Annotated in this window: 36 protein-coding genes; 10 read left to right on the top strand and 26 right to left on the bottom strand. The window is 36.4% G+C overall.

Annotated elements, in window-relative coordinates:
• Positions 1–148 precede the first annotated feature (148 nt).
• From ispA to accB, 8 genes are all read right to left on the bottom strand, one after another.
• Entirely contained in the window at positions 149–1,039 is an 891-nt protein-coding gene (ispA, locus tag ACQVV1_RS04220) for a (2E,6E)-farnesyl diphosphate synthase (RefSeq protein ID WP_242252183.1), read from the bottom strand.
• Complete coding sequence (gene xseB, locus ACQVV1_RS04215; protein WP_242252187.1) at positions 1,039–1,269, bottom strand: exodeoxyribonuclease VII small subunit; 231 nt, start codon at positions 1,267–1,269, stop codon at positions 1,039–1,041. The genes ispA and xseB overlap by 1 nt, the downstream gene beginning before the upstream one ends.
• Positions 1,259–2,617 carry an exodeoxyribonuclease VII large subunit gene (gene xseA, locus ACQVV1_RS04210; protein ID WP_242252189.1) on the bottom strand — a complete coding sequence of 453 codons (1,359 nt, stop codon included), beginning with the start codon at positions 2,615–2,617 and terminating at the stop codon, positions 1,259–1,261. Before xseA ends, xseB begins: the two co-directional genes overlap by 11 nt.
• 26 nt (positions 2,618–2,643) lie before the next feature.
• Complete coding sequence (folD, locus tag ACQVV1_RS04205) at positions 2,644–3,504, bottom strand: bifunctional methylenetetrahydrofolate dehydrogenase/methenyltetrahydrofolate cyclohydrolase FolD (protein ID WP_063222998.1); 861 nt, start codon at positions 3,502–3,504, stop codon at positions 2,644–2,646.
• A gap of 23 nt (positions 3,505–3,527) precedes the next feature.
• Positions 3,528–3,920, bottom strand: coding sequence for a N utilization substance protein NusB (gene nusB, locus ACQVV1_RS04200; protein WP_063222997.1), 393 nt, complete (start codon positions 3,918–3,920; stop codon positions 3,528–3,530).
• Positions 3,921–4,267: 347 nt separating this feature from the next.
• A complete protein-coding gene (locus ACQVV1_RS04195; protein ID WP_000807630.1) occupies positions 4,268–4,660 on the bottom strand; it encodes an Asp23/Gls24 family envelope stress response protein in 393 nt (130 codons plus the stop codon).
• Positions 4,661–4,683: 23 nt separating this feature from the next.
• Entirely contained in the window at positions 4,684–6,036 is a 1,353-nt protein-coding gene (gene accC, locus ACQVV1_RS04190) for an acetyl-CoA carboxylase biotin carboxylase subunit (protein ID WP_063222996.1), read from the bottom strand.
• Positions 6,037–6,052: 16 nt separating this feature from the next.
• The gene (gene accB, locus ACQVV1_RS04185) at positions 6,053–6,541 is read right to left on the bottom strand and encodes an acetyl-CoA carboxylase biotin carboxyl carrier protein (protein ID WP_063222995.1); all 489 of its coding nucleotides are present in this window, start codon (positions 6,539–6,541) and stop codon (positions 6,053–6,055) included.
• Positions 6,542–7,010: 469 nt separating this feature from the next.
• Here accB and ACQVV1_RS04180 point away from each other — a divergent pair, with 469 nt between their 5' ends.
• Positions 7,011–7,205 carry a DNA recombination protein RecO gene (locus ACQVV1_RS04180; RefSeq protein WP_080468491.1) on the top strand — a complete coding sequence of 65 codons (195 nt, stop codon included), beginning with the start codon at positions 7,011–7,013 and terminating at the stop codon, positions 7,203–7,205.
• Between the two features lie 99 nt (positions 7,206–7,304).
• Here ACQVV1_RS04180 and ACQVV1_RS04175 read toward each other — a convergent pair whose 3' ends face one another.
• The 9 genes from ACQVV1_RS04175 to ACQVV1_RS04135 are packed head-to-tail and all read right to left on the bottom strand — an operon-like array spanning position 7,305 to position 12,826.
• Positions 7,305–7,961, bottom strand: a complete 657-nt coding sequence (locus ACQVV1_RS04175; protein WP_063222994.1) for a SpoIIIAH-like family protein — start codon at positions 7,959–7,961, stop codon at positions 7,305–7,307.
• A 15-nt stretch (positions 7,962–7,976) separates the two neighbouring features.
• The gene (spoIIIAG, locus tag ACQVV1_RS04170; RefSeq protein ID WP_242252191.1) at positions 7,977–8,639 is read right to left on the bottom strand and encodes a stage III sporulation protein AG; all 663 of its coding nucleotides are present in this window, start codon (positions 8,637–8,639) and stop codon (positions 7,977–7,979) included.
• Positions 8,640–8,643: 4 nt separating this feature from the next.
• Positions 8,644–9,261: a stage III sporulation protein AF gene (gene spoIIIAF, locus ACQVV1_RS04165; protein WP_242252192.1), complete on the bottom strand. Its 618-nt coding sequence runs from the start codon at positions 9,259–9,261 to the stop codon at positions 8,644–8,646.
• A 12-nt stretch (positions 9,262–9,273) separates the two neighbouring features.
• Positions 9,274–10,446 carry a stage III sporulation protein AE gene (gene spoIIIAE / locus ACQVV1_RS04160; protein WP_242252194.1) on the bottom strand — a complete coding sequence of 391 codons (1,173 nt, stop codon included), beginning with the start codon at positions 10,444–10,446 and terminating at the stop codon, positions 9,274–9,276.
• 10 nt (positions 10,447–10,456) lie between these two features.
• Complete coding sequence (gene spoIIIAD, locus ACQVV1_RS04155; RefSeq protein ID WP_077317075.1) at positions 10,457–10,840, bottom strand: stage III sporulation protein AD; 384 nt, start codon at positions 10,838–10,840, stop codon at positions 10,457–10,459.
• Positions 10,841–10,863: 23 nt separating this feature from the next.
• Positions 10,864–11,067 carry a stage III sporulation protein AC gene (gene spoIIIAC, locus ACQVV1_RS04150; protein ID WP_000020914.1) on the bottom strand — a complete coding sequence of 68 codons (204 nt, stop codon included), beginning with the start codon at positions 11,065–11,067 and terminating at the stop codon, positions 10,864–10,866.
• Positions 11,068–11,081: 14 nt separating this feature from the next.
• Positions 11,082–11,597, bottom strand: coding sequence for a stage III sporulation protein SpoIIIAB (gene spoIIIAB, locus ACQVV1_RS04145; protein ID WP_016086319.1), 516 nt, complete (start codon positions 11,595–11,597; stop codon positions 11,082–11,084).
• Complete coding sequence (gene spoIIIAA, locus ACQVV1_RS04140; protein ID WP_242252197.1) at positions 11,591–12,517, bottom strand: stage III sporulation protein AA; 927 nt, start codon at positions 12,515–12,517, stop codon at positions 11,591–11,593. The genes spoIIIAB and spoIIIAA overlap by 7 nt, the downstream gene beginning before the upstream one ends.
• A gap of 27 nt (positions 12,518–12,544) precedes the next feature.
• Positions 12,545–12,826: a YqhV family protein gene (locus tag ACQVV1_RS04135; RefSeq protein ID WP_000816054.1), complete on the bottom strand. Its 282-nt coding sequence runs from the start codon at positions 12,824–12,826 to the stop codon at positions 12,545–12,547.
• A 190-nt stretch (positions 12,827–13,016) separates the two neighbouring features.
• Here ACQVV1_RS04135 and ACQVV1_RS04130 point away from each other — a divergent pair, with 190 nt between their 5' ends.
• Complete coding sequence (locus ACQVV1_RS04130; RefSeq protein ID WP_063222990.1) at positions 13,017–13,337, top strand: hypothetical protein; 321 nt, start codon at positions 13,017–13,019, stop codon at positions 13,335–13,337.
• 36 nt (positions 13,338–13,373) lie between these two features.
• Here ACQVV1_RS04130 and efp read toward each other — a convergent pair whose 3' ends face one another.
• From efp to ACQVV1_RS04110, 4 genes are read right to left on the bottom strand one after another with little or no spacing between them, the layout of a single operon-like run.
• Entirely contained in the window at positions 13,374–13,931 is a 558-nt protein-coding gene (gene efp / locus ACQVV1_RS04125; RefSeq protein WP_063222989.1) for an elongation factor P, read from the bottom strand.
• A gap of 21 nt (positions 13,932–13,952) precedes the next feature.
• Positions 13,953–15,014 carry a Xaa-Pro dipeptidase gene (gene pepQ, locus ACQVV1_RS04120; protein WP_242252199.1) on the bottom strand — a complete coding sequence of 354 codons (1,062 nt, stop codon included), beginning with the start codon at positions 15,012–15,014 and terminating at the stop codon, positions 13,953–13,955.
• A gap of 4 nt (positions 15,015–15,018) precedes the next feature.
• Positions 15,019–15,459: a type II 3-dehydroquinate dehydratase gene (gene aroQ, locus ACQVV1_RS04115; protein WP_063222987.1), complete on the bottom strand. Its 441-nt coding sequence runs from the start codon at positions 15,457–15,459 to the stop codon at positions 15,019–15,021.
• A 52-nt stretch (positions 15,460–15,511) separates the two neighbouring features.
• Complete coding sequence (locus ACQVV1_RS04110) at positions 15,512–16,000, bottom strand: YqhR family membrane protein (RefSeq protein ID WP_242252200.1); 489 nt, start codon at positions 15,998–16,000, stop codon at positions 15,512–15,514.
• A gap of 244 nt (positions 16,001–16,244) precedes the next feature.
• On the opposite strand from ACQVV1_RS04110, the gene ACQVV1_RS04105 reads away from it, so the two are divergent.
• Both ACQVV1_RS04105 and ACQVV1_RS04100 read left to right on the top strand, forming a co-directional pair.
• The gene (locus tag ACQVV1_RS04105; RefSeq protein ID WP_431168641.1) at positions 16,245–17,165 is read left to right on the top strand and encodes a DUF1385 domain-containing protein; all 921 of its coding nucleotides are present in this window, start codon (positions 16,245–16,247) and stop codon (positions 17,163–17,165) included.
• Between the two features lie 79 nt (positions 17,166–17,244).
• A complete protein-coding gene (locus ACQVV1_RS04100; protein ID WP_063222984.1) occupies positions 17,245–17,646 on the top strand; it encodes an SA1362 family protein in 402 nt (133 codons plus the stop codon).
• Here ACQVV1_RS04100 and ACQVV1_RS04095 read toward each other — a convergent pair.
• The 3 genes from ACQVV1_RS04095 to splB all read right to left on the bottom strand — a co-directional run bounded on the left by ACQVV1_RS04095 (position 17,643) and on the right by splB (position 19,957).
• The gene (locus ACQVV1_RS04095) at positions 17,643–18,305 is read right to left on the bottom strand and encodes an HAD-IA family hydrolase (protein WP_431168640.1); all 663 of its coding nucleotides are present in this window, start codon (positions 18,303–18,305) and stop codon (positions 17,643–17,645) included. The genes ACQVV1_RS04100 and ACQVV1_RS04095 overlap by 4 nt on opposite strands.
• Before the next feature lie 53 nt (positions 18,306–18,358).
• Complete coding sequence (gene mntR / locus ACQVV1_RS04090) at positions 18,359–18,787, bottom strand: transcriptional regulator MntR (protein ID WP_001143080.1); 429 nt, start codon at positions 18,785–18,787, stop codon at positions 18,359–18,361.
• A 144-nt stretch (positions 18,788–18,931) separates the two neighbouring features.
• Positions 18,932–19,957 carry a spore photoproduct lyase gene (splB, locus tag ACQVV1_RS04085; RefSeq protein ID WP_063222982.1) on the bottom strand — a complete coding sequence of 342 codons (1,026 nt, stop codon included), beginning with the start codon at positions 19,955–19,957 and terminating at the stop codon, positions 18,932–18,934.
• 156 nt (positions 19,958–20,113) lie between these two features.
• Here splB and ACQVV1_RS04080 point away from each other — a divergent pair, with 156 nt between their 5' ends.
• From ACQVV1_RS04080 to ACQVV1_RS04065, 4 genes are all read left to right on the top strand, one after another.
• Positions 20,114–20,431, top strand: coding sequence for a PadR family transcriptional regulator (locus ACQVV1_RS04080; protein WP_000556083.1), 318 nt, complete (start codon positions 20,114–20,116; stop codon positions 20,429–20,431).
• A 5-nt stretch (positions 20,432–20,436) separates the two neighbouring features.
• Entirely contained in the window at positions 20,437–21,123 is a 687-nt protein-coding gene (locus ACQVV1_RS04075) for a DUF1129 domain-containing protein (RefSeq protein WP_431168639.1), read from the top strand.
• Between the two features lie 7 nt (positions 21,124–21,130).
• Positions 21,131–21,811 carry a DUF1048 domain-containing protein gene (locus tag ACQVV1_RS04070; protein ID WP_431168694.1) on the top strand — a complete coding sequence of 227 codons (681 nt, stop codon included), beginning with the start codon at positions 21,131–21,133 and terminating at the stop codon, positions 21,809–21,811.
• 189 nt (positions 21,812–22,000) lie between these two features.
• Positions 22,001–22,849: a hypothetical protein gene (locus tag ACQVV1_RS04065; protein WP_431168638.1), complete on the top strand. Its 849-nt coding sequence runs from the start codon at positions 22,001–22,003 to the stop codon at positions 22,847–22,849.
• Positions 22,850–22,877: 28 nt separating this feature from the next.
• Here ACQVV1_RS04065 and ACQVV1_RS04060 read toward each other — a convergent pair whose 3' ends face one another.
• The gene (locus tag ACQVV1_RS04060) at positions 22,878–23,714 is read right to left on the bottom strand and encodes a lipoate--protein ligase family protein (protein ID WP_242252205.1); all 837 of its coding nucleotides are present in this window, start codon (positions 23,712–23,714) and stop codon (positions 22,878–22,880) included.
• Positions 23,715–23,885: 171 nt separating this feature from the next.
• Between ACQVV1_RS04060 and ACQVV1_RS04055 the strand changes: the two genes are divergently transcribed.
• On the top strand, positions 23,886–24,269 hold the full coding sequence (locus tag ACQVV1_RS04055; RefSeq protein ID WP_060632246.1) for a rhodanese-like domain-containing protein: 384 nt from the start codon (positions 23,886–23,888) through the stop codon (positions 24,267–24,269).
• A 39-nt stretch (positions 24,270–24,308) separates the two neighbouring features.
• On the opposite strand, the gene ACQVV1_RS04050 is transcribed toward ACQVV1_RS04055, so the two are convergent.
• Positions 24,309–24,845 carry a DNA polymerase III subunit delta gene (locus ACQVV1_RS04050; protein ID WP_242252206.1) on the bottom strand — a complete coding sequence of 179 codons (537 nt, stop codon included), beginning with the start codon at positions 24,843–24,845 and terminating at the stop codon, positions 24,309–24,311.
• A 378-nt stretch (positions 24,846–25,223) separates the two neighbouring features.
• On the opposite strand from ACQVV1_RS04050, the gene ACQVV1_RS04045 reads away from it, so the two are divergent.
• Positions 25,224–26,201: a LacI family DNA-binding transcriptional regulator gene (locus ACQVV1_RS04045; protein ID WP_242252207.1), complete on the top strand. Its 978-nt coding sequence runs from the start codon at positions 25,224–25,226 to the stop codon at positions 26,199–26,201.
• Positions 26,202–26,212: the final 11 nt, after the last annotated feature.

The following is a 26,212-nucleotide window of genomic DNA, read 5'->3' as shown; positions in this document are numbered from 1 at the left end:
GAGGCGATGAAAAAAATAGCCGCTAACACGAAGTGATAACGGCAATGTAATCTACATATATTTTTGCCAATAACAAGAAAAGAAAAACCTTTTCCTACATTTATATCATAAAATGATGAATGACTCAACAAATGGAAACGCTGTTATATTAGTTATTACGTTTTGCAATCAAATCGCAAATAGATAGTAAATATTCATCTTGTAATTGCAAGGAACCAATAGCATCTTTTGCTTTTGCAATTGTTTCTTCTAAAATGTCCTTTGCTCTATCTACAGTAAATAACGTCGTATATGTGCTCTTTTCGTTGGAAACATCACTACCAATCGGTTTTCCAATCTCTTCTTCGGTTCCTTCCACATCTAAAATATCATCTCGAATTTGGAAAGCTAGGCCGATATATTTTGCAAACGTAAGTAACTTTTCTTCCTGTTCTTCTGTGGCATCAGAAAGTATCGATCCTGCAAGTACAGCGAATTCAAGTAGTTTCCCGGTCTTATGTTTATGAATATACTCCAACTCATCAAGCGTAAGCTGTTTCCCTTCAGCTTCCATATCTGCCACTTGTCCGCCAACCATTCCTTCTGGCCCTGCGGCTTTTGCAAGCTCAAGTACAAGTCTTACTTTTTTCTCAGCAGAGATTTCCTTTTGTTCATATGCCATAATAACTTGAAACGCATACGTCAATAAACCATCACCTGCTAAAACTGCCATCGCTTCACCAAATACTTTATGATTTGTGGGCTTCCCTCTTCTTAAATCATCATCATCCATACAAGGTAAATCATCATGAACTAACGAGTATGTATGTATCATTTCAAGAGCACAAGCTGCACCTACTCCAAGATTTCTTTCTTTCCCAAACGCTTGTAATGTTGCAAATACAAGTAACGGGCGGAGACGCTTCCCACCCGCTTCCAAAGAATATGCCATCGCTTCACGAAGTACATTTGGACATTGTAATTCATTTGCATAGCTTACAAGCTTCTCTTCTACGAAAGTTTTACTTTCTTTCAAAAAAGTATCGAAAGCAATTGTCACTATGCTTCATCTCCTAAAGCAGTAAACGGTTCAAGCTGTCCATCTTCCCCAAGAATAACTGCCATTTGTTCTTGTACGTTCTTCAACTTCTCATCACAAAGCTTAGATAATTCCATACCCTCTTTAAAATAAGAAATTGCTTCTTCTAGAGGTACGTCACCTTGCTCTAGCTTAGAAACGAGATGCTCAAGTTGCGAAATTGCCTCTTCAAAGCTTAATTTATTTCCCATTATTCAATTCACGCTCCTCTATGCCTGATACGCTACAATCTAGTATTCCATCTTGTAATTGAACTGAAACAGCATCTCCAAGGCTGACATCTTTCACACTTTTTAACACTTGCTTCTCTTCATCATATACAAGCCCGTACCCTCTCATCATTACTTTAAGCGGACTTAACGCTTCAAGTTTTTGAGCAGCTCTTACAAAGGCAAATTCTTTCGTTTGAAGTAATGTTTGCATTTCACGTTGCAATTGCTTTTGCAACGTTTCAACCGCTACCTTCGTTTGCATAATTTTTTGAGATGGGTGGTGCTTCTCTAAATAAAATGAAAGCTGTTTTAACTGATTTACCTTTTTATCAATATAGCGCTCTTTCGCTAAAACAAGCTGTTCTAACGCTCTATCCAATTGCTCTTCTTTTTGCTCATATACTTGTCTTGGATAACGGAACGCATAAGATTTTTGCAATACTTGTAGTTTTTCTTCTTTTTTATGTACTAACTCTCTCATTGCTCTTTGCAATCTTAAAGTTCTTTGTAATACCTTTTCTTGTAACTCTATAATGTTAGGCGCTGCCAGCTCAGCGGCTGCAGTCGGTGTTGGCGCTCGTAAATCGGCAACAAAATCCGCAATTGTAAAGTCTGTTTCATGGCCTACTGCTGAAATAATAGGGATTTGACTCTTGAAAATGGCTCTTGCAACCGTTTCTTCATTAAACGCCCATAATTCCTCAATAGAGCCTCCACCGCGCCCGACGATTAGCACATCTATCTCTCCCATTTCATTCGCTGTACGAATCGCTTGTACAATTGAGGGAGCTGCTGACTCCCCCTGTACAAGTACTGGAAATACAATAACGTTTCCGATTGGATAACGGCGTTTAATCGTTGTTATAATGTCACGAATCGCTGCCCCTGTTGGTGACGTAATCACACCTATTGTTTTAGCATAAGGAGGAATTGTTTTTTTATAAACTTGAGAAAACAAACCTTCTTCCTCTAAACGAACCTTTAATTGTTCGTAAGCTAAATGCAAGTTTCCGATTCCGTCAGGCTGCATGTCTTGAATATAAATTTGATAAGAACCACTCGCCTCGTAAACAGAGATTTTCCCTTTCACGAGTACCTTCATCCCATTTTCAGGTCTGAATTTAATATTACGATTATGACCCGCAAACATAACCGCTGCGATTCTTGCATTTTCATCTTTCAATGTAAAATACATGTGACCACGGCTATGATTTTTAAAGTTGGAAATTTCACCTTTTAACCAAACAGACTGCAAATGCGGGTCATATTCTATTTTTGTTTTTATATAGCGCGTTAACGCTGTAACGGTTAAATATTGTTTCTCCATTTCTCTCTCCTCATAGCCGAATCAAATTATTTACAAACAACACCTGCACGTTTAGCAGATTCAACAGTATTATGAAGAAGCATTGTGATCGTCATTGGACCAACACCCTTTGGCACAGGTGTAATGTAACCTGCAACATCTAACACGTTGTCAAAGTCAACATCACCACAAAGTTTACCTGTTTCTAAACGGTTTACACCAACGTCGATTACAACCGCTCCTTCTTTAATATAATCAGCTGTTACCATTTTAGGTCGTCCTACTGCTACGATTAAAATATCAGCTAGCTTCGTTAACTCTTTCATATTTTGCGTCTTAGAATGACAGTATGTGACAGTTGCATTTTCATTTAAGAACAATTGTCCCACTGGCTTGCCGACAATATTACTTCTTCCAATTACTACAACATGTTTTCCCGAGATATCAAGATTAGTTTCTTTTACCAATTCTACAATACCGTGCGGTGTACATGGAAGGAATGTATCTTGTCCCGTCATCATACGTCCCACGCTAATTGGGTGAAATCCATCTACATCTTTTTCTGGTGAAATTCTTTCAATGATAGCTTTTTCTTCAATATGTTTTGGTAAAGGTAATTGCACTAATATGCCATTAATACGGTCATCGCCATTTAAGCGATCGATTTCAGCAAGTAAACGCTCCTCCGTAATTGTTTCAGGAAATTCAATTAGCTCTGAATAGATTCCTACTTGTTCACAGCCCTTTTCTTTTCCTTTTACATAAGAACGAGATGCTGGATCTTCTCCAACTAGAATAACTGCTAATCCTGGTACAATCCCTTGCTCTTTCAACTTCACAACTTCTTCTGTTAATTGTGTTCGTTTTTTCTCCGCAACTTCATTTCCTTTGATGATTACTGCTACCATTTTAAGATTCCCCCTTAAAGAAATTACAGTGTATCTTTTATATTAGATAAAACGCCGTTAATAAAACGACGAGATTCCTCATCCCCAAATGTTTTAGCAATTTCAATTGCCTCGTTAATTGTTACGTTGTGTGGAACTTCTTCCATGTATTTCATTTCATACACAGCTAGACGTAAAATACTGCGATCAACAATACTAATACGCTCAAGTTTCCATTTTTTTAAGTTTTGACGAATCGCTTCATCAATTACTTCTTTATTTTCTACAAAACCTACTACAAGTGATTCTAAAAACTCATTTGTTTCTTCACCTTCATCTAGCGTGTTTTCCACCGCTATTTTCGGTTCTAATTCACCTGTAATATCCATTTGATATAATGCTTGCATAGCTCTTTCTCTAGCCGTCCTACGTTTCATTGTAACTCTCCTTTATACTTCAAGTCTTTCCTTATGCTTTGTTATATTATTATAATTTATAAGCCGTCAATTCACTTACCCTTACAGTTTTCATTGATTTTCCAACCTTATAATACAATGATAATAACACAATTTATCGTTTCATACACGGGTTACAAGGCTGAAAAATAATAAAAAGATTAACTTCAAGTTCCATATCTTATCACAATGTACGTTTTTTGGAAAAATGAAACATTTTCTTTTAAATTTCTTTTTTTTTGAAATAGTATAATAATTAGAGGGTTTTAATTTGTGAAGAAATGAAACGATAAAAAAGATGCCTATGTTACTAGGCACCTTTTCCATTCTTACACTGGTTCAATTTCTGTTTTTTGTGTTTCGAATGTTACGCCAACGATGTGAACATTCACTTCTTTTGGCTCAAGCCCTGTCATTGTAAAGAGTGCTTGGCGAATGTTGTCTTGAATCTTTTGTGCAACAACTGGAATTGCTACGCCAAAATACATCACAACATAAAGGTCAACGATAATATCTTCGTTTGCTAATTCAACCTTTACACCTTTACCATGATTCTTCTTACCTAACTTCTCAACAACATCTGTAGCAAAATTACCACGCATTGCCGCTACACCTTCTACCTCAGCAGCTGCAATACCTGCGATTACTTCAATTACTTCTGGTGCAATTTCTACTTTACCAAGAGTTGTATCTTGACCCATATCTAACATATGTTCAGCCATGAAAAAAAACCTCCTTTAATGTATCACTGCGTCACAAGTTCATGCTCTTCCAAAAATTTCGTATTAAACTCACCTTTTACAAAATCAGGATGATCTAGCAATTGCAAATGGAACGGGATTGTTGTATGTACGCCTTCAATGACAAACTCACTGAGTGCACGCTTCATTTTTGCAATTGCCTCTTCACGTGTTTTCCCGTGAACAATTAATTTAGCAATCATCGAATCATAGAAAGGTGGGATTGAATATCCCGGATATACAGCTGAATCGACGCGAATACCAAATCCGCCTGGTGGCAAGTACATTTCTACTTTCCCCGGAGATGGCATAAATTTTTTGGCAGGGTTTTCCGCATTAATTCGGCATTCAATTGCCCAACCATTAAATTGTACTTCTTCTTGCTGTAACGATAACTTTTCTCCAGAAGCAACACGAATTTGTTCTTTAATTAAATCCATCCCTGTTACCATTTCAGTAACCGGATGCTCAACTTGAATTCTCGTATTCATCTCCATGAAATAAAAGGTTTTCGTTTTATATTCATAAATAAACTCAACCGTACCAGCACCTGTATAATCAACCGCTACCGCCGCTTTTACTGCCGCCTCACCCATCTGCTTGCGCACATTTTCATCAAGTGCAGGTGATGGACTTTCTTCTAGTAGTTTTTGCAAGCGGCGCTGAATTGTACAATCACGCTCTCCTAAATGAATGGCATTTCCGTGTGTATCTGCCATTATTTGAATCTCAACATGGCGGAAATCTTCAACGTACTTTTCTAAGTATACACCAGGGTTCCCAAAAGCGGTACTAGCTTCTTGCTGTGTAATTTGAATTCCTTTTACAAGCTCTTCTTCATGGCGTGCAACACGAATACCTTTTCCACCGCCACCTGCAGTCGCTTTAATAATAACTGGATATCCAATTTGATTAGCAAGTTCGATCGCTTCTTCGGTATTTTTAATAATCCCTTGTGAACCTGGTACAATCGGAACCCCTGCTTCTTTCATTGTATCACGAGCAACGTCTTTTGTGCCCATCTTTGAAATAGCTTCTGGACTTGGGCCGATAAAAATTAAGTTACATTCACGGCATAACTCTGCGAAATCTGCATTCTCTGCTAAAAATCCGTATCCCGGATGAATAGCATCGCAACCTGTTAACTTCGCAACACTAATAATGTTCGTTAAATTTAAATAGCTTTCTTTCGAAACGGTTGGCCCTACACAATACGCCTCATCTGCAATTTGTACGTGAAGTGACTCTTTATCTGCTTCTGAATAAATTGCGACTGTTTCAATATCCATTTCTTTACAAGCACGAATAATTCGTACAGCAATTTCCCCACGATTAGCTATTAATACTTTTTTTATCATCACAAAGACTCCCTTATTACGCTTTCACAAGAAATAGCGGTTGTCCATACTCAACAAGCTGTCCGTTATTAACAAGAATCTCAACAATTTCACCTTCTACATCAGCATCAATTTCGTTAAATAACTTCATAGCCTCAACAATACATACGATAGAATCTTTTGATACTCTATCTCCAACACTTATATATGGAGGTGTATCAGGCGAAGAAGAAGAATAGAATGTACCTACCATCGGCGATGTAATTTTATGTAGGTTTTCATTTTGAACAGCTTTTTTCTCTTCTTGTTTTGGCACTTCCACTTGCGCTGCCGCTACTGCTGTTTCAACTTCAACAGGTGCCACTGGTTGAACGGCTTGTTTTGCTACAGGTGCTTGCACCGCAACAACTTCATTACCACGCTTTTTCATTTTGATTGTCGTACCATCTTTTTTGTATTCAAATTCATCAATATTAGAGCTATCAATTAATTTAATTAATTCACGAACTTCTTGAATTTTAAACATGTAAAATCCACTCCCATACTCTTGTTTGTCCCGTTTTTACAGATTCTCGTCATTCAAACTAGATTGACTGTAAAAATACGATGTACTCTATTAGAAAATGCATTTCATTCACTAATAGAAATAGTTACTATTTCCATCTTACGATAAATTTTTTAAACATTCCAATTTATATTTCTTTATAATAAATCGAAACTCCTGTAAAAATATTATTCCAATAAAAATTTATTACCTAGTAATAATACCAAGTTTCACACAAAATTGGCAAGACCACTTACTAAAAAACATTCCTTACTTTTTCAAAATGCTACAGAGTAAACATATAATTACCGTTTCACTCTTCACCTCATACATAGTCAATAACATATTTTTACCAAATATTATTTTTTTGTTTACACGTCGTTCATCATTCCTTCATATAAGAATAGTATGTTCAAGGTATAGAAAATATATCGTATCGAGGTGTGGACATATGATATGGCTCATTCTCTTCTTACCTGCCGTAATAGTCTGGGCATTCGTTCTCTTCATCCACGTCAAATCCGGAAAAAGTAATCATCGCTACCATGAACCGCTAATCTTTTACTCACAACGCATTTCTCCGTTCCGAGTTGAGCATAGTAAAAACAACTACAAAGACGAAACAGAAAAAAGCTATCGAAAATGATAGCTTTTTTCTATTATTATTTTTATCTAACTATTTTCAAACAATCCGATTCGTAAAAACTAATAATCCGCGGAGGATTTCCCCGCGGATTATTAGTTTTTATTTTGTTGGTGGATCAAATTTCACACCTACATCTTTTGATCCGCCTTCACTTCTTACAAGTTGTATAATTTTATTGGCTTCTTTTTGTGAATGTTTTGCTGCTTTTACAGTTACTCTAATGTCAGTCCCATCAGCTCTTACAAGGGCATCTTTATATCCTCCTTGAGACTTAATTACTGTCTCAAGTAATTCTTGTTTCGTTTCCATTGTAGTGATTGCATCAAAATTATCTTTTGCTTTACTCTTTTCTGTTGCTGAAGATTTTGCTGAATTCATCACTTCTTGTAATTTTGCTTTTTGTTCACTTCGCTGATCTTCCATTTGCATACGTAATGCTGTGAAATTTTCATCACTTGATTGAACTGTTACGTTAGCATCTTTCTTACTTGTTTCTTTTGTAGCGCTCTCTTTTTTGTCTGTTTCTTTATTTGTTTCTTTATTTGATGTTTCCTTGCTTGTAGTTTCTTTTTTTGGCGTTTCTTTAGGTGCTTCGTTTGTTACTGCTTTATCAGTACCTTGTTTTTCTTGTCCAATCTTTTCACCTGTCGCCGGCGATGCTGTATTCATTTTGTCAGGAGTTGTTACGTAATACACAGATAGTACAACAACTAAACTTAACATCGTTAATAGCCAAACTGTTTGTTTTTTTAACACTTTATTTCCTCCCTATCAATTTTTCGGTGATACTGAAACGCGATGAGCTGGTACATCTAGCAGCCGTATTACAGCTTCTTTTACCATCGCTTTAACTTGTATATTATCCACTCCCTTTGCTACGACAAGAACACCTCGCACTTTCGGTTTTTCTGTTCGTAAAACAACGGGAGTTTCTTTATCCCCTTCACGTATAATGACTGTCTTTTCATCAAGAGACTCGTCTTCTACTTTCCTCTGACCGCCTGTTTTATCTGTTTCACCTGTTGTTTGTGAACGTTTCACTGTATTTTTTTCTAATATTTTTTCTTCTGATGAATCTAAATTCACTTTAATCGTTACATCTTTTACTCCTGCCATTTCTTCTAAGGCTGCTTTTAATTCTTGTTCATACGCTTTTTCATATTTTTCTACATTCGACATATTATTATTATTTTTTTGTCCAAAAGTTGGTACGTCTTTTTCTTGGTTTTGAGTTTTTTGTTCTTTAAATACAGGTACTTCTTCTTTTTTACCTGAAAAGAGACTACTAGAAAACATAAGCAAAATTCCAAGTATGAGTAGGACAAGTAAAAACTTAGGTGTTACCTTTTTCCCCTTCTCATTGCTTTCTTTTTCATCCCCATTCAATAAGTTTCGAAAAAATGAGAACTTAGAATTTTTATCTTTATTGTCCATTTACTCAACCTGTCCTCCCTTCCATTTGAACTTGGATTTGTTTATTCTCTAGTTGCCACCTGCTTGAAAAGAAATCTTTCATTTCTACATTCGTTTCTTCTACTTTTTTCGGAGGTTCTTTCGTATTAATTTCAACCGGCTTTACTGTTTCGATTGCATCATTTTTACTAGGTTCTTTTTCTTTCAACGTCACAACAACAGATTGAATATCTTTCGCTGACTTTACTTCCGCTGTACTTTCCGCTGCGACTATTTGTATTTCAGAGACTGTCATACCATACTTTTTCTCGAACTCTTTTCCTACTTCTTTTTTCATTTTGGTAGCCATCTCTTCTAAACTATATGCACGTGTTAGAGCTTGTATTTCTTTTTTCTTCGAATCTATTGAATTTTTTACAGATCCTTCTGCTACATACTTCTCTTCATTAAAATTCGCGATTACTTCATTTACATCTGTTTGCAATAGTTTAAAAAGAGGAGTTAAAATTAATACAACTAATAATAGACTTACAACAAATTTAACGTACTTTTGCAAATTAGAATTCGGAAGAATAAGATGAAGCATTGTCGCTAAGAGTAAAAATACGATAATATTTCTAATCCACTCTGTAACAAATTGCATACCCTCCACCTCCTACCGCATCATAAGTGTAATGTTCCCCGCAGCAATAATAATTGTGATACTTAAAAAGAACATAAACGATACGATAGCTAAGCAAGCAAATACATAAATGATGCTCCGTCCAATGATATCTAAACATTGAATAATTGCTCCGCCACCAACTGGCTGTAATACTGCTGCTGCGAACTTATAAATAAACGCGATACAAAAAATTTGAATCGCTGGAAAAGCAACAATTAAACATAAAATAACGAGCCCGATAATTCCGACTGTATTTTTTAATAATCCCGACGCACTAATAACAGTATCCGCCGCCTCTGTAAACATTCTTCCTACTACTGGAATAAAGTTCCCTGTTACAAATTTAGCAGTTTTCACAGCGATCCCATCAGCAACAGCTGTCGCTGTTCCTTGTACAGATAATACCCCTAAAAAAATTGTTAAAAAGATACCGATAATCCCAACGCTAACGTTTTGCAGAAGCTTGGACAATTTCGTAACTTTATATTGATCACTCATCGTACTTACAATACTTAATATCGTTGCAAGTAATAAAAGTGGTAGAACAATATAATTCATTAGAAGCCCACTTGTATTCATTAAGAAGATGATAATCGGATGAAAAAACGCTACAGATACAACACCGCCTCCAGTTGCTATGAGTGCAAGCAAGATTGGCAATAGCGCTAATATGAAATCTACCATTGTTTGTATCGTTTCTCTTGCATATGTCATGACGACATAAAAACTATTTAAAGCGAAAATAATAAGTACCATATATACAACCGCATCAGCAATTTTACTTACGCTACTCTTTGAAAATGCCGATTGCAGTGATTGCAACAATGCACTAAAAATTGTGAGCATAATGAGCGTTCCAAGTAGCTTCCCATTTGCAACAAGCTCGTGAAATAAATACTTTAATAAACCAAGCATCCACTCTTTTATAGAAATCTCTTTTTCTCCCTTTACAAACTCCATAAAGCTACCTTTTTGACTCTCTGGTAAGTAACCCCCATATTTTGTAACAAGCCCGTCCCAAAATTGCTTCACATCTTCAATTCCGAGCTTATCCAATTGTTGATCAACGACGCTTGTTTCTACAGGAGAAGCTTGTACAACAACCGGTAAAGAAAAGAAAAGGAAGCAAGCAAATAGCAGCTTAGCTCCAAAGCCCCTCAACATTCACTCCCCCTTATCCCGTCGGTAAAAATCCGAGAATAGTTTCAATTACAACCGTCAATATAGGAATCGCCATAACAAGAATTAAAATCTTTCCAGCTAATTCAATTTTCGAAGCGATTGCACCTTGACCAGCATCCTTTGTAATTTGCGCTCCAAACTCAGCGATATAAGCAATCCCAATAATTTTTAGCAACGTTTCTACATATACGTTGCTAACTTTTGCTTCACTCGCTACTCTTTCAATCATTTGTAAAATAGCGTGAATTTGATCGATCAAAAGAAGGAACATCACGCTACCTACGAACACAATGAATAATGACGTAATGCTAGATTTATGCTGATTCAATACAGCTGCTAAAAACGTAGCAACGAGGCCTAATCCGACAATTTGTATAATTTCGATTCGAACCGCCTCCTTTACTGGAAGAGAAAGACACTTTTAATCTTGTCGAATAACGTATTAATTAAAAATGCGACATGAAATAAAATAACGACAAAACCGACGAGGATAACCCAATTTGCAATATCCTCACGCTTTAATTCTTTTAGTACGGTATGAATAAAAGCTAAAACAATGCCGATTCCGGCGATTTGAAATATTAATCCAACATCAATGGACATCGCCTTTCTCCCTCCTATAGCAGTAAAATTACGATAAGTAGCCCCGCTAGTACCCCTAAGCTCTTAATCATCTTTTCATATTGCAGTTGTAATGCTTTCGCTTCTTCTTCTTCTCTCTCTAAATGTGTAATACATAAGCGAATATGTTTTTGTTGTGATTCACGATCATGTTGTCCAAGCGTTTCACCAAACTGTTGCAAAATCTCGTACTCAGTTTGTTGAAATGCCGTTAACTTCCAATTTTCTTTCAAACTATCTATCCAAGCTTCTCTAACTGTTTGTTCTCCGCTTTCTAGCCTTCTAGCGAAACTTTGAAATATCCAATTTAACGGCTTCGGCATTTGTTTCACTAATCGCTCGGCAGCTTCTGATAAAGGTGTATGCCCGTACATAATTTCTGCTTCTAGTGATTGAAGTGCCGCTTTTAATAATCTAAGTTGCCTCGGCCTCTCACTGTACCTTTTAGCGTATGAAAACCCGAAAAAGGTGCTGACCGCAACGATTAACACTGCACCAAATATTTTCACCATACACCTTGCACCTTTCTATGAGGCAATACCGATTTTCCATCTTTATCTTTCACTTGCATTACTGTTCCTGGCCCTCTTGCTTTTGACAATTCCACAAACCTATCAAATACACCAAGTTCCAGCACTGCCTTTAATGAAGGACGTTTCACAACATCATCATAAGAAAATCCATGTGCGCTTATAAAAAGCTGAACCCCTGCATGTACCGCCTCCATAATTGCTTCACTATCTTCTTTACGACCAATTTCATCCACAATTAATATATCTGGGCTCATAGAACGAATCATCATCATCATTCCTTCAGCTTTTGGACATGCGTCTAACACATCTACTCGTGTGCCAAAGTCATATTGCGGGATACCTTTCACGCAGCCAGCAATTTCTGAGCGCTCATCAACAATCCCCACTTTACAAGAAGGAATTTTCGAAGCACTTACACCTTGACTCATGCAGCGTGCTACATCTCTTAAAAGTGTTGTTTTTCCCGTTTGCGGCGGACCTATTACCATCGTGTTTAACCATCGTGTTTCATACAAATATGGCAAAAGTGGTTCAGCAATTCCTATTTTTTGACGAGCAATACGAATATTAAAGGAAGAGACATCTCGAATCATTTTCACTGCGCTTTTTTCTGTAATGACTTTTCCAGCTAAGCCGATTCTATGTCCTCCTCGAAGTGTCACATACCCACGTTTTAATTCCTCTTCCATCGTATAAATTGAGAAGTGACTTAATTTATTCAATAAGTAAATAGCATCCTCTGCTGTAACGATATAGTCATAAAAAAACACTTCACCATGAGCAATACACTCTAGCGGTCTTCCAATTCGAACACGGATTTCCTCTAGAGCATCGCACCACTTACAACTTTCCACTAACTGCTTCATCGTTTTCGGTAAAACTTCTAATACTTCTTTCATCAGCTTCTCCCCACTATACTCGACTTACTATTTCAACAACGCGATAAAAATGCAGCCAATTCCAAGCGCTAGAAAAAAGAGTTTCAAAAAGGAAATCTCACTTGCCACACTTGCTATACCTATTGTCATTGTTAAAATTAATACGGTCGGTCCAACAAACGCCAACATACCATTTATAAACAATGCTTTCTTCGCATCATTCACATAGAGCATAAGCAAAGCGGCGAATATTTCCGCGCTACCTGAAAACAACCGAAGTAACCCCATCACAAGCACGGATGTTTCCATTGCCGCTAGCCACTGTTTCATTCTCCCACCTTCTCCCATAACGGTTACTAGTGCTGCACTCCAAAAAAGAATTTATTTGTACAACCATATGCAGAGGTTGTCTATTTCAGAAGTAAAAACATATTTTTTCTCTACCATGTACAATTAATTTGAATATTCTTATTTTTATTGGTATTTTATGGTATATTTATTAAAAAGGCCGGGGGAAAATATGAAGGTATTAAAAATTAGTTTAACTATTGTAGTAGAATTAGCTCTTATTTATCTTTTTTCATTATTGGTCGGTTGGTCATTTATGGAGTCCTTTTTTCTTGGTAGTTTAGCGATATTTGCAATTACGTGGTTCATTATTATGAGTAATCATAGAAACAACATTACGGATCACGCAATAAATAAAACATTAACTGGCGTTGAGACTGGCGAGATAAAACCATTTCAAATTGTTTTGACTCCATATATTATGGGCACCCTTTCACTTGTCTTAGTTAGTTTTGTTATAACAGCGATTTATTATTTGCCCTATTTTCTATAAAAAAAAGCACGCGTGATAATCACGAGTGCTTTTCTACTATGCACGAGAAACGTATTTACCTTCACCAGTGTTGATGATAAGCATTTCGCCTTCGTTAATGAAGATTGGTACTTGTACAACAAGACCTGTTTCTAATGTAGCTGGTTTTGTTACGTTAGAAGCTGTATCTCCTTTAATACCTGGCTCTGTTTCTGTAACTTGTAATTCAACTGTGTTTGGAAGTTCAACACCAAGTACTTCGCCTTGGTAAGTCATGATAGATACTTCCATGTTTTCTTTTAGGAATTTAAGCTCGCGCTCGATTTGTTTTTCGCCAAGTTCGATTTGCTCATAAGTTCCATTATCCATAAATACGTGAGCCTCACCGCTCGCGTATAAGTATTGCATACGACGGTTTTCAATGTGTGCTTTTTCTACTTTCTCACCAGCACGGAATGTTTTCTCTTGAACAGAACCTGTGCGAAGGTTACGTAGTTTAGAACGAACGAATGCAGCACCTTTACCTGGCTTTACGTGTTGGAAATCAAGTACTTGCCAAAGGGCGTTGTCCACTGAAATTGTTAAACCTGTACGAAAATCGTTTACTGAAATCATGTAAAAAAATCCTCCTGTGTATTACAAAATAATAAGTTCTTTTGGTGATTTCGTAATTACTTCATTACCTTCACTTGTTACAATGATATCATCTTCAATACGTACGCCGCCAATACCTGGAATATAAATACCTGGTTCTACTGTTACAGCCATACCTGGTTCAAGTACTGTATCAGAACGGAACGCTAAACCTGGTGCTTCATGGATTTCAAGGCCGATTCCATGACCAGTAGAGTGTCCGAAGTATTCACCGTATCCTTTTTCCGTTATGTAATCACGTGTTAACGCATCCGCCTCGCGGCCAGTTAAACCAGCTTTAATACCGTTCACACCACGTAGTTGTGCTTCTAAAACGATATTATAAATTTCTTTCAATTTATCAGATGGTTCACCAACTGCAATCGTACGAGTAATATCAGAGCAATATCCTTTGTAATAAGCGCCGAAGTCTAATGTAACGAAATCTCCTGTTTCTATCACTTTTTCAGATGCCACGCCGTGCGGTAATGCCGAACGAAGACCTGAAGCAACGATAATATCAAACGAAGAAGATGTTGCTCCTTGTTTTCTCATGAAAAATTCAAGTTCATTTGACACTTCAATTTCAGATACTCCCGGGCGAATGAATGATAGAATATGTTCAAAGGCAGCATCTGCAATCTGTGCAGCTTCCTTTAATATCTTAATCTCTGAATCAGTCTTTATCAAGCGTAACTTTTCTACAAGCCCAGAAGTTGGGATAAATTCAGCATCGATCACTTCTTTATGAGCTGAATAAGAACTATATGTAAGAGTATCTTGCTCAAAGCCAAGCTTTTGAATTCCTAGTTCCTTCACTTGCTTTGCAACTTCATCGATAATTAATCCTGCATGCTGTACAATCTCATATCCAACAGCTTGTTTACTAGCCTGCTCTACGTAACGGAAATCTGTAATAAATTGAGCACGTTTTTTCGAAATCAGTACAACACCAGCTGTTCCTGTGAAGTTAGCCATATATCTACGACTATGTTCATTTGTTAACAATATACCGTCAATACCAGCCTCATCAAATGCACTTCTTAATCTTTCGATTTTCTCCATTACTTTATGCCTCCCTAAATTTCTCCATTAATGCAAATAACGCTAACTTATAGCCATAAAAACCAAATCCAACAATTTGTCCCGCACAAACAGCTGCCGTCACAGATTCGTGACGAAACGACTCACGCTGGTGAATGTTAGAAATATGTACTTCAATAACAGGAATCGAAATGCTCGCAATTGCATCTCGAATCGCATAGCTATAATGCGTAAATGCTCCAGGATTTAAAATGATTCCTTCATATATATCTTCCGCCTCATGAAGACGATCGATAATCGCACCTTCATGATTCGATTGGAAACATTCTAACTCCACTCCCATTGTTTCTGCTTCTTGCTTCATATCTGCTTCAAGTGTCGCTAGCGTGCCCTTTCCATATACATTTACCTCACGAACACCGAGGCGATTTAGGTTAGGACCGTTTACGAGGAGTACCTTTTTCATATGCTTAAAACTCCTTAATATTAAATATCTATACAACATTTTAACATAGGAGTTACTTATTTGAATAGTTTGTCTTCTCCTCCGCTTCTCGCTCAGCTTTATTCGTATTTACTGCATAGGAAACAGAATACGCTATAAACACACCATACAATATAAAAATGCATATCGTCGTCACAATTGTTTCTTTTGGTAAATGGAGTGCACTTTTAATAGTAGGCGCTAGTAACCCTATTCCTAAAAATAGTAACGCCCACCAAAATAGACCATAAATCATCCCTGGAAGAATCCCTTCAAACTTTGCCAAAAATGCTTTATACAAAAAAGCAATTAAAATCGAAATTAGCCCCATACAAACAATTCCTGACACATTACCCCATACCCCTTCTTTCCAGCTTCCAAAGGCAAATGGTAATAGGAAATAATTCGGTCCCGCTTCCGTAAATGAAAATATATGAAGGAAATACCATATTCCCCCCCAAAAGATTCCACCAAATAAACCAATTTGTACAAAATTCCTTGTTCCTAATTGTTCTTGACTCACATCGACACCTCCGCTCACTAGTATGCCCGAAACTATTTTGTACCATGTTTAAATACTGCGAAATTTGTCTATAAAAAGAATAGGAAATGTCCGACTCTCGTAATATTTTCCCTTGTCATCTACTTGTATTTGTCGATAAAATAAAAGAAACTCGGTGATTGTCTTATTTCAAAATGACAGAACCCAGTATGACAATTGCCTCTTTTTCTACATAAGAGAGAAACAAATACAGGTTGGTGTTAACATGGCAAAAGAGTCAAAACAAATATATGGCGGGCAAGCAGTCATAGAAGGAGTTATGTTTGGCGGTAGAGAATATACTGTTACAGCGGTTCGTCGTAAAGATAAATCGATTGAATTTTATCGATTACCACGCGTTCGTAATAAAGCATTATCTATCCTAAAAAAAATTCCATTTTTACGAGGGATTGCCGCTATTGTGGACGCAAGTGCAAACGGAGCAAAACATTTAAACTTTGCTTCAGAACGATTTGATGTCCACCCAGAAGACGACGAACAAATTGCAAATAAAAAAGAAGAACAATCGAAATTAACGATGGTATTAGGAGTTGCAGCAGTCGGCGTTTTATCTTTCATATTCGGTAAAGTCATTTTCACAGCAGTTCCTGCACTACTAGCTGAATTAACGAGACCGATTTTCCCATCTCATACAGGGCAAATCATTGTCGAAAGTGTCATTAAGCTCATGCTATTATTGAGCTATATATACTTTATTTCTTTAACCCCACTTATTAAGCGGGTATTTCAGTACCACGGTGCGGAGCATAAAGTAATCAATGCTTATGAGAATAATCTTTCACTGACTGTAGAAAATGTTCAAAAACAAACGCGCCTTCATTATCGCTGTGGCAGTAGCTTTATTATATTTACAGTCATTATTGGTATGTTTGTTTATTTTCTTGTCCCTACAGATCCACTTTGGGCCAGAGTGGTAAACCGAATTTTATTAATTCCAGTCGTTCTCGGCATTTCTTTTGAAGTGTTACAATTTACAAATCGATTACGCGATATTCCAGTATTACGCATACTTGGATATCCCGGATTATGGCTGCAACTATTAACAACGAAAGAACCAACAGATGATCAAGTGGAAGTAGCCATTGCATCGTTTGAAGAATTATTACGTTTAGAAAACAAACAATAATTATTTAAAAATGGTGTTCAACTCCTTTCCTCATCGTTAATATACTAATTTTAATATATGTTTTTAGGAGGTGTCCCTTATGAACGGTCGTTCGTTTACATTCGCTATATTTGTGCTTATTATCGGATTAGCAATATTCGGCCTTGTTTCATCTGTTATTACAGATCCAATGGGAGTGTTAAGAAATATTGGTATCATGTTGGCTGTCGTTGGTATCTTTTATTTACTCTACAAAATGTTTACAAACTCTAGTGGTTCTGCAAATTCGCAAAGCTCATATAAGCGTGCTGCAAAACAATCGAACCGCAAACACGGGAAACAAAATGTAGCACCCCTAAGCAATTCTTTCTTGAAACGAAACGCTTCTGATGACAAGGGAAAAAAGGGTAATTCTCCATCGTTGAAACGAAAAAGAAAACAATCTCATTTAACTGTCATTGAAGGCAAAAAAAACAAAAAGAAAGACCGTGCTTCCTTTTAGGAAATACGGTCTTTTTTTATACTTTGAAGCACTTCTTTCAAACTTTTATCTCTCATACTTTCAATTCGAAGGTGATGATTTTCGAACTGTAAATTCCTTGTCACATCATTAGGCACAACGACGCATGTTAACCCTGCTGCAATCGCGGCTTTCAATCCGTTTAACGAGTCTTCAAATACAACAGCTTCAGACGGATCAATCCCTAAATCGTCTATCGCTACCCGGTAAAGTGCTGGATCCGGTTTTACCTTCACAACATCTTCTCTCGTTTTAATGACTTCAAAATAATCTCGAATTTGTAGCTCTTCCAAAAAAGGAATAATCCATTCTCTAGATGAACTGGAAGCTAATGCAATTTTCAATCCCATCTCTTTCGCTTCCGCTAAATATTCTTTTAGCCCGTCACGAGCTTCTGGTATTTTCATTTTCTCTTTATGTAAAGTTTTAACTTTCTCTTGTAATGCATGCTTGTTAAACTTCTCTTTTAATTGCTCATTCAAATATGTATACAGTACATCGTCTGTCGTTCCAATACATTTTGCAAATTCCTCTAAAGGTAACTCTCCGCCGTACTCACGAACAGCCTCTCTGAAAGAGTGAAACCATATTGTTTCTGTGTCCACAATTAATCCATCAAAATCAAAAATAATTGCTTTCATGATTCTCCCATCCTTTTCGATTGAAATAAAAAAGGAAACGCCATACGTTCCCCTTAATTACTTTTCTCTTCATTTGCTTTTTGAACACCGCGAAGTGTTTCCACTCTAACTTCATCTTGTTCAAAGTATTGCACTAAATCACCGATACGATCAATTGATTCCCAACTTAAATGATGTTCAATTCCTTCTACATCATTATAAATTTTACTTTCATCCACACCAATAATGCGCATAAACTGCTCTAACAATTCATGACGATATACGAGACGTTCTCCGATTTTTTTACCTTTTGATGTTAATACAAGCCCTCTATATTTTTCATAAATTAGATATTCGTCTTTGTCTAATTTTTGTACCATTTTCGTTACAGAGGATGGATGTACACTAAGCGCTTCAGCAATATCAGATACACGGGCATAACCCTTTTCATCAATCAACAAATAAATTTGTTCAATATAATCTTCCATACTAGGGGTAGGCATCGGTTTCCTCCATCCAATTTCATTTTGCTCATTCCGTACGAAGCAATCAATAAAATGATACACCAGAAAGAATAACGTGACAAGGTAGAAACGAGCCTAAATCTGCAAAAGAGAAAAGAACTTGCTTTCAAATACAAGTTCCTTTTACGTAAAATATTGAATTTCTGCGTTCGGAAAAAAGTGCTGAATATATCCTCTAATCGTTTCTTCCAATACTTCTGCGTCATCTTTTTTATATACGTATTTTCCAATGCCATATCGTCCCCATTTATATTTTCGCTTCTCTTCATCCATTTCAAGCTTCGTATTCGGATAACGCTCTTGAATAACCTTTTTTGCTGGTTTTGTAAAGCGATGCTGAATTAATTCAAACGATAAATTTGGTATCGTCATATCCTTCAATGCATTGTACAATCTTTCAAATAACTCACGGTATCCGTCTTCCCATCCCTCATGCATATAAATTGGCGCTACTATAAACCCGAGCGGATAGTTAGCCCCCGCTACTTTACGAGCAGCCTCAATTCGGTCTTCAAACGGTGATGTCCCTGGCTCAAAATTTTTAATCACATAACGAGAATTAATACTAAACCGGAAACGAGTTTTCCCATTATGTTTTGCATCTAATAAATGATCAACGTGCGAATATTTTGTAACGAAACGTAAACGCCCATGCTCACTTTCTCCAATGAATTCAATTGCCTGCTTTAATGCATGTGTTAAATGATCAATTCCAACGATATCTGATGTACAAGCCGCTTCAAACCTTGTTATTTCAGGTGCTCTTTCATCCATATATTGCTTTGCCTTCTCAAATATTTCATCAAGATTCACATACACGCGAACGTAAGGCTTACTCCCAAGTGTCGTTTGCAAATAGCAATAATGACAATGTCCCATACACCCTGTTGCAAGCGGAATTGCATATTCAGCTGACGGTTTTGACGTATCAAACTTTAATGTCTTCCTCACTCCAACAACAAGTGTCGCCTTTGCATTACGATACTTTTGCAGATCATTTTCACCTGGCAAATTTCTAATTTGATTATGGGATGTCGTTTCACGAATTTCTAATCCCATCTTCGTAAACTTCTCATACAGCTCTTTTCCAAGTGGATATTCGAGTGCCTTCGGTTCAAAGTAAACGAGTTTTGGCATAAATGGTTTCATAGGCTTCCCTCCTCTCGTTAGTATGGGAAACATTGAAAAATTAACACGCATTAAAGTTTTCCACTTTAGTAACTTGCTTTGCAAGTTACTGAATGTTATAATTTGGATAACATCTAACTTGCAACGCAAGTTAGATGAGTAAAAGGTGGTGAAATCATGCACAGCCAAATGTTAAAAGGTGTACTCGAAGGTTGCATCTTATACATCATTTCACAAGAAGAAGTGTACGGATATGAACTGAGCACAAAATTAAATAAGCACGGATTTACATTCGTAAGCGAAGGAAGCATATATCCGTTATTGTTACGTATGCAAAAAGAAAAATTGATTGAAGGAACATTAAAAGCATCCTCACTCGGTCCAAAGCGAAAATATTATCACGTAACCGATAAAGGATTAGAGCAGCTTGAAGAATTTAAACAAAGCTGGGGAATGGTTTCAACGACCGTAAACAACTTATTACAAGGGGAGTGATGGGGATGAAAGCGAAAGATTTAATTGAATTAAATAACCAAAAGCGTAAATTATTAACTACAGAAAATGAAACCGCCTATAGTGACATGTTAATATACATCCGCTTGGCTAAAGTGCCAGAATACCATGCGGAAGAACTGCTAATTGAAATTCTAGATCACCTTATTGAAGCGCAACAAGAAGAAAAAACTGCTTATGATATTTTTGGCGACGACTTACAGGCATACTGTGACGAACTAATTGCTGCCCTACCGAAGCCAAGTTTATGGGAACAATTATCAATTCCTTTATTTATAACTAGTTATTTGTTAGCAATATACTTTGCTATTTCTTCCGTAACTGCATTGGTATTCCCCTTATTTTCAAATGAAACACGTTTTAAATTTGTACACATTGATTTCATTTATCTACTTGCATTTATACTGTCCATACATCTCATCATACGTTTTATTTTCGACTTTATTAACACTGATTTATTTAAAAATAAAACAACTATTTGGAGGCAACTAGGAAGTTTTTTAATACGCCATAGCCTATGGATACTATTAATCGGTATTTCCTTTTTCTTTATTAAACAGCCCTATACTACATTACAAATCTCACCTTGGATCGGCACTTTACTGGCCATCTCTTGTTATGCACTATATAAACTCTTCTACAAAAAAGAATATTTAGACTTCAAAAAGGAGTAACGATATGATGACTGAAAAAGAAATGGTTAAGTTAAACAATGAAAAGAGAAAGTTATTAACAGCCGAAAACGAAGCTGCTTATGGTGATATGCTTATATATTTACGCCTTACTAACGTTCCACAAAAGCAAATGGAAGAATTACTTTTAGAAATATTGGATCATCTTTTAGAAGCACAAGAATACGGTAAAAATGCACATGATATTTTCGGAGAGGATTTAAAAGCTTACTGCGATGAATTAATTAACTCTTCAGAGCATCAAAATTCTTTCCAACAAGCTGCTGTTATTGGGTTTGCAGTTAGTTTATTATTAGCTATTCAGATTGGATTCGATACACTCACTACTCTTATACAAAAACTATTTTCAGATACAAACACTTCAAGAATTCCATTTAGTATTCCTGGAACAATAGTATCTGCTACCGTTTTAACAATTGGTGCTTTCATAACTTTTTCTTTATTTAGACGTTTCTCTTTTACAATCTTAGTTTCCTGGAAACAAAAAGCACTCCTCTTATTATCAGTATTTTTACCTTTTGTCTTATCAGTTGTCGCAAACGTATTTTTCAAAACACGACCATACTTATTTTATAATTTTTCTATTTGGCAAGGTGCTCTTATTACAATTTCTTTTTATATTCTGTACAAATTTTTATATAAAACATCTAAATTTTTAACAGCCCTTTAAAAGGCTGTTTTTCTTCTGTCTAATTTTACAAATTGAAAAATTTCATAAAGAAAATAAGAAAAATGCAAAATAATTAAAGTTAATTGTTGACGTGATGCTTTTATTATCGGTATCATAAATCTTCGTGAGCAATTATTTTTCGTTATACGATTTTTTTATTATTACTGAATTTTTGAGAGGAGAAATTAGATGTCAGTTAAGAAGAAAACGCAAGTACGCACCGGCAAAATGGTACGTGAACTAATGTTAGCAGACGAAGATGTAAATGCTTCGCTAATTATGGTATATAGTGAAAACGGTGTAAACGCAGAAATTAAAATCGAGGGCTTAACGCCGAAATGTAACGAAGAATTATTTTTGAGCGGAAACGTGGATTGGAACAAGAGTGTTATTTATAAAATTGTCGATTTCACTGGAAACGCTGAAGTTGGTAAAGTTACATTAACAGCGATGAACAAAAATAATGTTTCTCTAGAGATAGAACGCGTTATGTGGAGTAAAGAAAATAAAGAGGCTGCTGAACAAGAAGAAACAGTTGTAGAAGCTACTCCGAAAAAAGAAGTAGTTGTAGAAGCTCCAAAAGCAGTTGCACCTGCTCCAAAGCCTGTTACACGTGTGGAAACACCTGCTCTTACACCTAAGCCTAAGCCTACTCCGGTATCGACACCGAAGCCAGTAAGTGTAGAAGCAGCTGTGGAATTATCCACTCCAGCACCTGTGAAAAAAGCAGTACCAACTCCAGTTACAAAGCAAGAGACAGCACCGGTCGCTCCTGCAAAACCGAAGCAACCTGCTTTAACTGAAACAAATTCAAAACTACAAGAAAATTATGTGAAACTCGTGAAAAAGACAATTGAAGTTTGTCAAGATTACGAGCTTGGCATCGACATAGATGATTCTATTGAAGGATTAAAAAAAGAGCTACAAAGCCAAGGTATTAGCGTTACATTTGACAAAGAAATTATGGACGTTGTCAATCGCCTTCGTTCTTTACAAGATAAAGGAATCAAAGTAGAAAAAGTACTTAATTTACTATAAAAAAATAAAAGGTGGCAATTGCCACCTTTTATTTTTTATAATTCCATTCCTTACTTTCATACTTCTCTTTTGCTAATGTTTGCACTTCATGTAACTGTTCTTCTGTTAATTCATACGGAACAAGCTCTACACCTAATCCTTTTTCAAAACCAACCTCAAACGCTTTAATTAACTGCTCGATTGTAAACGTGCGGTCTGTTAATTCATTAATCGCTACTGCTTTAGAAGAAAACATACTCTTCATACGCTCTTTTACACGTTCATTCGGGAATAAAAACAAATCGTATAATTCATCTAAATCTATTTCTAATGGAATCGATCCGTGCTGTAAAATAACACCTTTTTGACGTGTTTGCGCACTACCTGCGATTTTTCTTCCTTCTACTACAATTTCATACCAAGACGGTGCATCAAAGCATACGCCTGAACGTGGATTTTTTAAATTTTCACGATCTGCTTCTGTTTTTGGAACTGCATAATACGCTTCTAACCCTAATGCTTTAAAACCATCTAGTAAACCTTGCGAAATAACACGATACGCTTCTGTAACTGTTTTTGGCATATTTGGATAATCTTCAGACACAATAACACTGTACGTTAATTCTTTATCATGTAATACACCCCTGCCGCCCGTTTGACGACGAACGAATCCATATTTTTTTTCGTTAACTACGTCCATATTAATATCTTTTTCAACACGCTGGAAATACCCGACTGTTAATGTTGGTACTTCCCATTCATAAAAGCGAATGGTTGGCGGCATTTTCTTTTCACTTTGCCAATTTAATAAACATTCATCTAACGCCATATTAAATGCCGGTGAACATTGACCAGAGTTAATATAACACCATTTTTCTTTTCCCATCCTGCACCTCATATAACCAATTATTTTTCACATTCTCTAGTCTACCAAATTCGACAAAATTTGTGAAAGAATACGAAATTTCTTCTTATTATGCAAATGAATCTGTTGCATAAATACATATGGGCATTATAATATTGAAAGTAGGATAAGAAAAAAGGGAGCGATAGAATCGTGTCAACAACTTGGATTATTTTATTAGCCGTAATCGTAGCGTTCATCGGCTACACTGTATGGATGTATTTCTATCAGAAAAAATTAATTAAAACTCTTACAGAAGAAGAATTTCGCGCTGGCTACCGTAAAGCTCAGCTTATCGATATTCGCGAAGCAGACGAATATAACGCAGGGCATATTTTAGGCGCACGTAACATTCCATTATCACAAATTCGCCTTCGCCATAAAGAACTTCGTCAAGATCAACCTGTTTACTTATACTGCCAAAGCGGATTCCGTACAGGTCGTGCAGCTCAATACTTAAAGAAACAAGGCTACAAAGATTTCTACCAATTACAAGGTGGATTCAAAACGTGGACTGGAAAAATTAAAAAGAAATAATAACATACAAAAACTAGCTGAATCATTCAGCTAGTTTTTTCATTTCATATTGTTGGCAATGTATAATAAATTTTGCTTAATGACATCCTCATCATTCTCTTGTACATTACGATACAACAGTTGATATTCAATCCCCTTTTCCTTCCAAATAAGCGTAGCAAATTCTTCTCCTCGCTCGAAGTCATCCTTATTTTTAAAATAAGCCAATGCTCCATTATTCAATTTCATTTGTTCTTGAAATCGCTTCTCTTCCACGATATTCGGAAAACTATAAGGAAAGTTCGCAACATTTAACTCAATATACTCATTTCTACCTGGCTCCTGCTGTTTATATTTAATCGTTAAGACAGCATTCTTTTTCCCAATCGTTCTTACTTCACCCTTTACATCACTCGTAATGTCATACGGTAAAAACGCCGGAACTTTAAACTTCACTGGAAAATATTTTGGAAGCTCCTTCAGCGGAATTGGATCCGTAACACGATCCATAACTCCCCCTGTTGTTCCCACAAAGTTTTTTTCTTCTTGCATCGTTTGCTGAAACGAACACGAACTTAGCACTAGACTAGAAAACACGAAACAAATGATTCTTTTTTTCAATTTGTTTCCGTCCTTTCTTCATACCGCTCTCTTTATGAACGAGGCGTTAATGCCCGATTGGTGGGGGCTAATAATCTGCGGGGATGCCCCACTGATTAAAGTTTCACTTTGTATGCTATTCATATTCGCTCCATTAACAAACTCCTCCTTTGAAAACTTTCCACGTTATTCTCACACATTCTGACAAAACTTTTTTGTAAATAAAAAAGGCCCTATCATTCTCACGCCCAAATAAAAAGGTTACGCGAATAAAAGGAAGCCTTATTTATAACATAGTTTGTGAAAAGCTTTTCAGGTCAAGATTTTTTCATTCTTATTATTTTCCCTTTATAATAAGGGTAAGAGGTGATACATATGGCCAATATAAAACAAATTGCAAAAACCGCTGGTGTATCCATATCAACTGTTTCCCGCGTCCTTAATAATCACCCTTACGTAAAAGAAGAAAAACGTAAGCGTGTTCTAGATGCTGTTGAAGAATTGAACTATGCAAAAAATATAAATGCTATTCATTTAATAAAGGGAAAAACATATACAATCGGTGTTATGCTCCCTTTCATTAACCTTCCATACTTCAGTACCATTATTGAAGGAATTGGAAACGAAGCATTAGCAGCTGGATATCACATTAATTTATGTCAAACAAATTACGATAGCATTGAAGAAATTCGCGTTCTTGAAATGATGAAAATGAAACAATTCGACGGAATGATTATTTGTTCTCGAACGAGTTCGTGGGAACAAATTGAAGCTTTCGCAAAATTTGCCCCCATTATTTCATGTGAAAAAATGAAGCATCCCCTCATTTCATCCGTCTACGTAGATCACTATGAAGGCTTCCGTCTCGGCACTACATATTTACTAAGTAAGGGCCATGAAAAAATCGGAATCTGTTTAGCAAGAAAAACGAGCGCAAATTCTATGGAGCGCGAAAAGGCATTTGCTGATACACTTCGTAACGAAGGGAAAACGTTACATCCCGAATGGATTTTTCATCAATGCTATACAATGCAGGACGGAGCACAAATACTTCATCGCATTTTAAATATGAAAAATCGTCCAACCGCTATTTTCACGGCAAATGATCAAGTTGCAGCTGGTTTATTAACTGAGGCAAAAAAACAAGGCATTCGAGTACCAGAAGACCTTGCTATCCTTGGATTTGATAATCATGAAATTTCAAAGGCGTTAGAAATTTCAACAATTGAACATCCTGGTCTCGCAATGGGCTCACATGCGTTTTCTTTATTCCATAAACAAACCCAAAGTGAGCAAATTATCGGGAACGCAAAAGAACTTTCATTCCATTTAATTGAGCGAGATACTGTCTAAAAAGAGCGTTA

This window comes from Bacillus basilensis (genome assembly GCF_050630465.1).
GTDB lineage: Bacteria > Bacillota > Bacilli > Bacillales > Bacillaceae_G > Bacillus_A > Bacillus_A basilensis.
The sequence above is the reverse complement of the archived record's forward strand: the minus strand, read 5'-3'. Positions and strand labels throughout refer to the sequence as shown.

What these genes read in the sequence shown, in the direction of transcription:
- xseB (WP_242252187.1), bottom strand. Translation starts at nt 1,269, where the DNA reads ATGGGAAATAAATTAAGCTTTGAAGAGGCAATTTCGCAACTTGAGCAT.
- xseA (WP_242252189.1), bottom strand. Translation starts at nt 2,617, where the DNA reads ATGGAGAAACAATATTTAACCGTTACAGCGTTAACGCGCTATATAAAA.
- folD (WP_063222998.1), bottom strand. Translation starts at nt 3,504, where the DNA reads ATGGTAGCAGTAATCATCAAAGGAAATGAAGTTGCGGAGAAAAAACGA.
- nusB (WP_063222997.1), bottom strand. Translation starts at nt 3,920, where the DNA reads ATGAAACGTAGGACGGCTAGAGAAAGAGCTATGCAAGCATTATATCAA.
- ACQVV1_RS04195 (WP_000807630.1), bottom strand. Translation starts at nt 4,660, where the DNA reads ATGGCTGAACATATGTTAGATATGGGTCAAGATACAACTCTTGGTAAA.
- accC (WP_063222996.1), bottom strand. Translation starts at nt 6,036, where the DNA reads ATGATAAAAAAAGTATTAATAGCTAATCGTGGGGAAATTGCTGTACGA.
- accB (WP_063222995.1), bottom strand. Translation starts at nt 6,541, where the DNA reads ATGTTTAAAATTCAAGAAGTTCGTGAATTAATTAAATTAATTGATAGC.
- ACQVV1_RS04180 (WP_080468491.1), top strand. Translation starts at nt 7,011, where the DNA reads ATGATATGGCTCATTCTCTTCTTACCTGCCGTAATAGTCTGGGCATTC.
- spoIIIAG (WP_242252191.1), bottom strand. Translation starts at nt 8,639, where the DNA reads ATGGACAATAAAGATAAAAATTCTAAGTTCTCATTTTTTCGAAACTTA.
- spoIIIAF (WP_242252192.1), bottom strand. Translation starts at nt 9,261, where the DNA reads ATGCAATTTGTTACAGAGTGGATTAGAAATATTATCGTATTTTTACTC.
- spoIIIAE (WP_242252194.1), bottom strand. Translation starts at nt 10,446, where the DNA reads ATGTTGAGGGGCTTTGGAGCTAAGCTGCTATTTGCTTGCTTCCTTTTC.
- spoIIIAC (WP_000020914.1), bottom strand. Translation starts at nt 11,067, where the DNA reads ATGTCCATTGATGTTGGATTAATATTTCAAATCGCCGGAATCGGCATT.
- spoIIIAB (WP_016086319.1), bottom strand. Translation starts at nt 11,597, where the DNA reads ATGGTGAAAATATTTGGTGCAGTGTTAATCGTTGCGGTCAGCACCTTT.
- spoIIIAA (WP_242252197.1), bottom strand. Translation starts at nt 12,517, where the DNA reads ATGAAAGAAGTATTAGAAGTTTTACCGAAAACGATGAAGCAGTTAGTG.
- ACQVV1_RS04135 (WP_000816054.1), bottom strand. Translation starts at nt 12,826, where the DNA reads ATGAAACAGTGGCTAGCGGCAATGGAAACATCCGTGCTTGTGATGGGG.
- ACQVV1_RS04130 (WP_063222990.1), top strand. Translation starts at nt 13,017, where the DNA reads ATGAAGGTATTAAAAATTAGTTTAACTATTGTAGTAGAATTAGCTCTT.
- efp (WP_063222989.1), bottom strand. Translation starts at nt 13,931, where the DNA reads ATGATTTCAGTAAACGATTTTCGTACAGGTTTAACAATTTCAGTGGAC.
- pepQ (WP_242252199.1), bottom strand. Translation starts at nt 15,014, where the DNA reads ATGGAGAAAATCGAAAGATTAAGAAGTGCATTTGATGAGGCTGGTATT.
- aroQ (WP_063222987.1), bottom strand. Translation starts at nt 15,459, where the DNA reads ATGAAAAAGGTACTCCTCGTAAACGGTCCTAACCTAAATCGCCTCGGT.
- ACQVV1_RS04105 (WP_431168641.1), top strand. Translation starts at nt 16,245, where the DNA reads ATGGCAAAAGAGTCAAAACAAATATATGGCGGGCAAGCAGTCATAGAA.
- ACQVV1_RS04100 (WP_063222984.1), top strand. Translation starts at nt 17,245, where the DNA reads ATGAACGGTCGTTCGTTTACATTCGCTATATTTGTGCTTATTATCGGA.
- ACQVV1_RS04095 (WP_431168640.1), bottom strand. Translation starts at nt 18,305, where the DNA reads ATGAAAGCAATTATTTTTGATTTTGATGGATTAATTGTGGACACAGAA.
- mntR (WP_001143080.1), bottom strand. Translation starts at nt 18,787, where the DNA reads ATGCCTACCCCTAGTATGGAAGATTATATTGAACAAATTTATTTGTTG.
- splB (WP_063222982.1), bottom strand. Translation starts at nt 19,957, where the DNA reads ATGAAACCATTTATGCCAAAACTCGTTTACTTTGAACCGAAGGCACTC.
- ACQVV1_RS04080 (WP_000556083.1), top strand. Translation starts at nt 20,114, where the DNA reads ATGCACAGCCAAATGTTAAAAGGTGTACTCGAAGGTTGCATCTTATAC.
- ACQVV1_RS04075 (WP_431168639.1), top strand. Translation starts at nt 20,437, where the DNA reads ATGAAAGCGAAAGATTTAATTGAATTAAATAACCAAAAGCGTAAATTA.
- ACQVV1_RS04070 (WP_431168694.1), top strand. Translation starts at nt 21,131, where the DNA reads ATGACTGAAAAAGAAATGGTTAAGTTAAACAATGAAAAGAGAAAGTTA.
- ACQVV1_RS04065 (WP_431168638.1), top strand. Translation starts at nt 22,001, where the DNA reads ATGTCAGTTAAGAAGAAAACGCAAGTACGCACCGGCAAAATGGTACGT.
- ACQVV1_RS04060 (WP_242252205.1), bottom strand. Translation starts at nt 23,714, where the DNA reads ATGGGAAAAGAAAAATGGTGTTATATTAACTCTGGTCAATGTTCACCG.
- ACQVV1_RS04045 (WP_242252207.1), top strand. Translation starts at nt 25,224, where the DNA reads ATGGCCAATATAAAACAAATTGCAAAAACCGCTGGTGTATCCATATCA.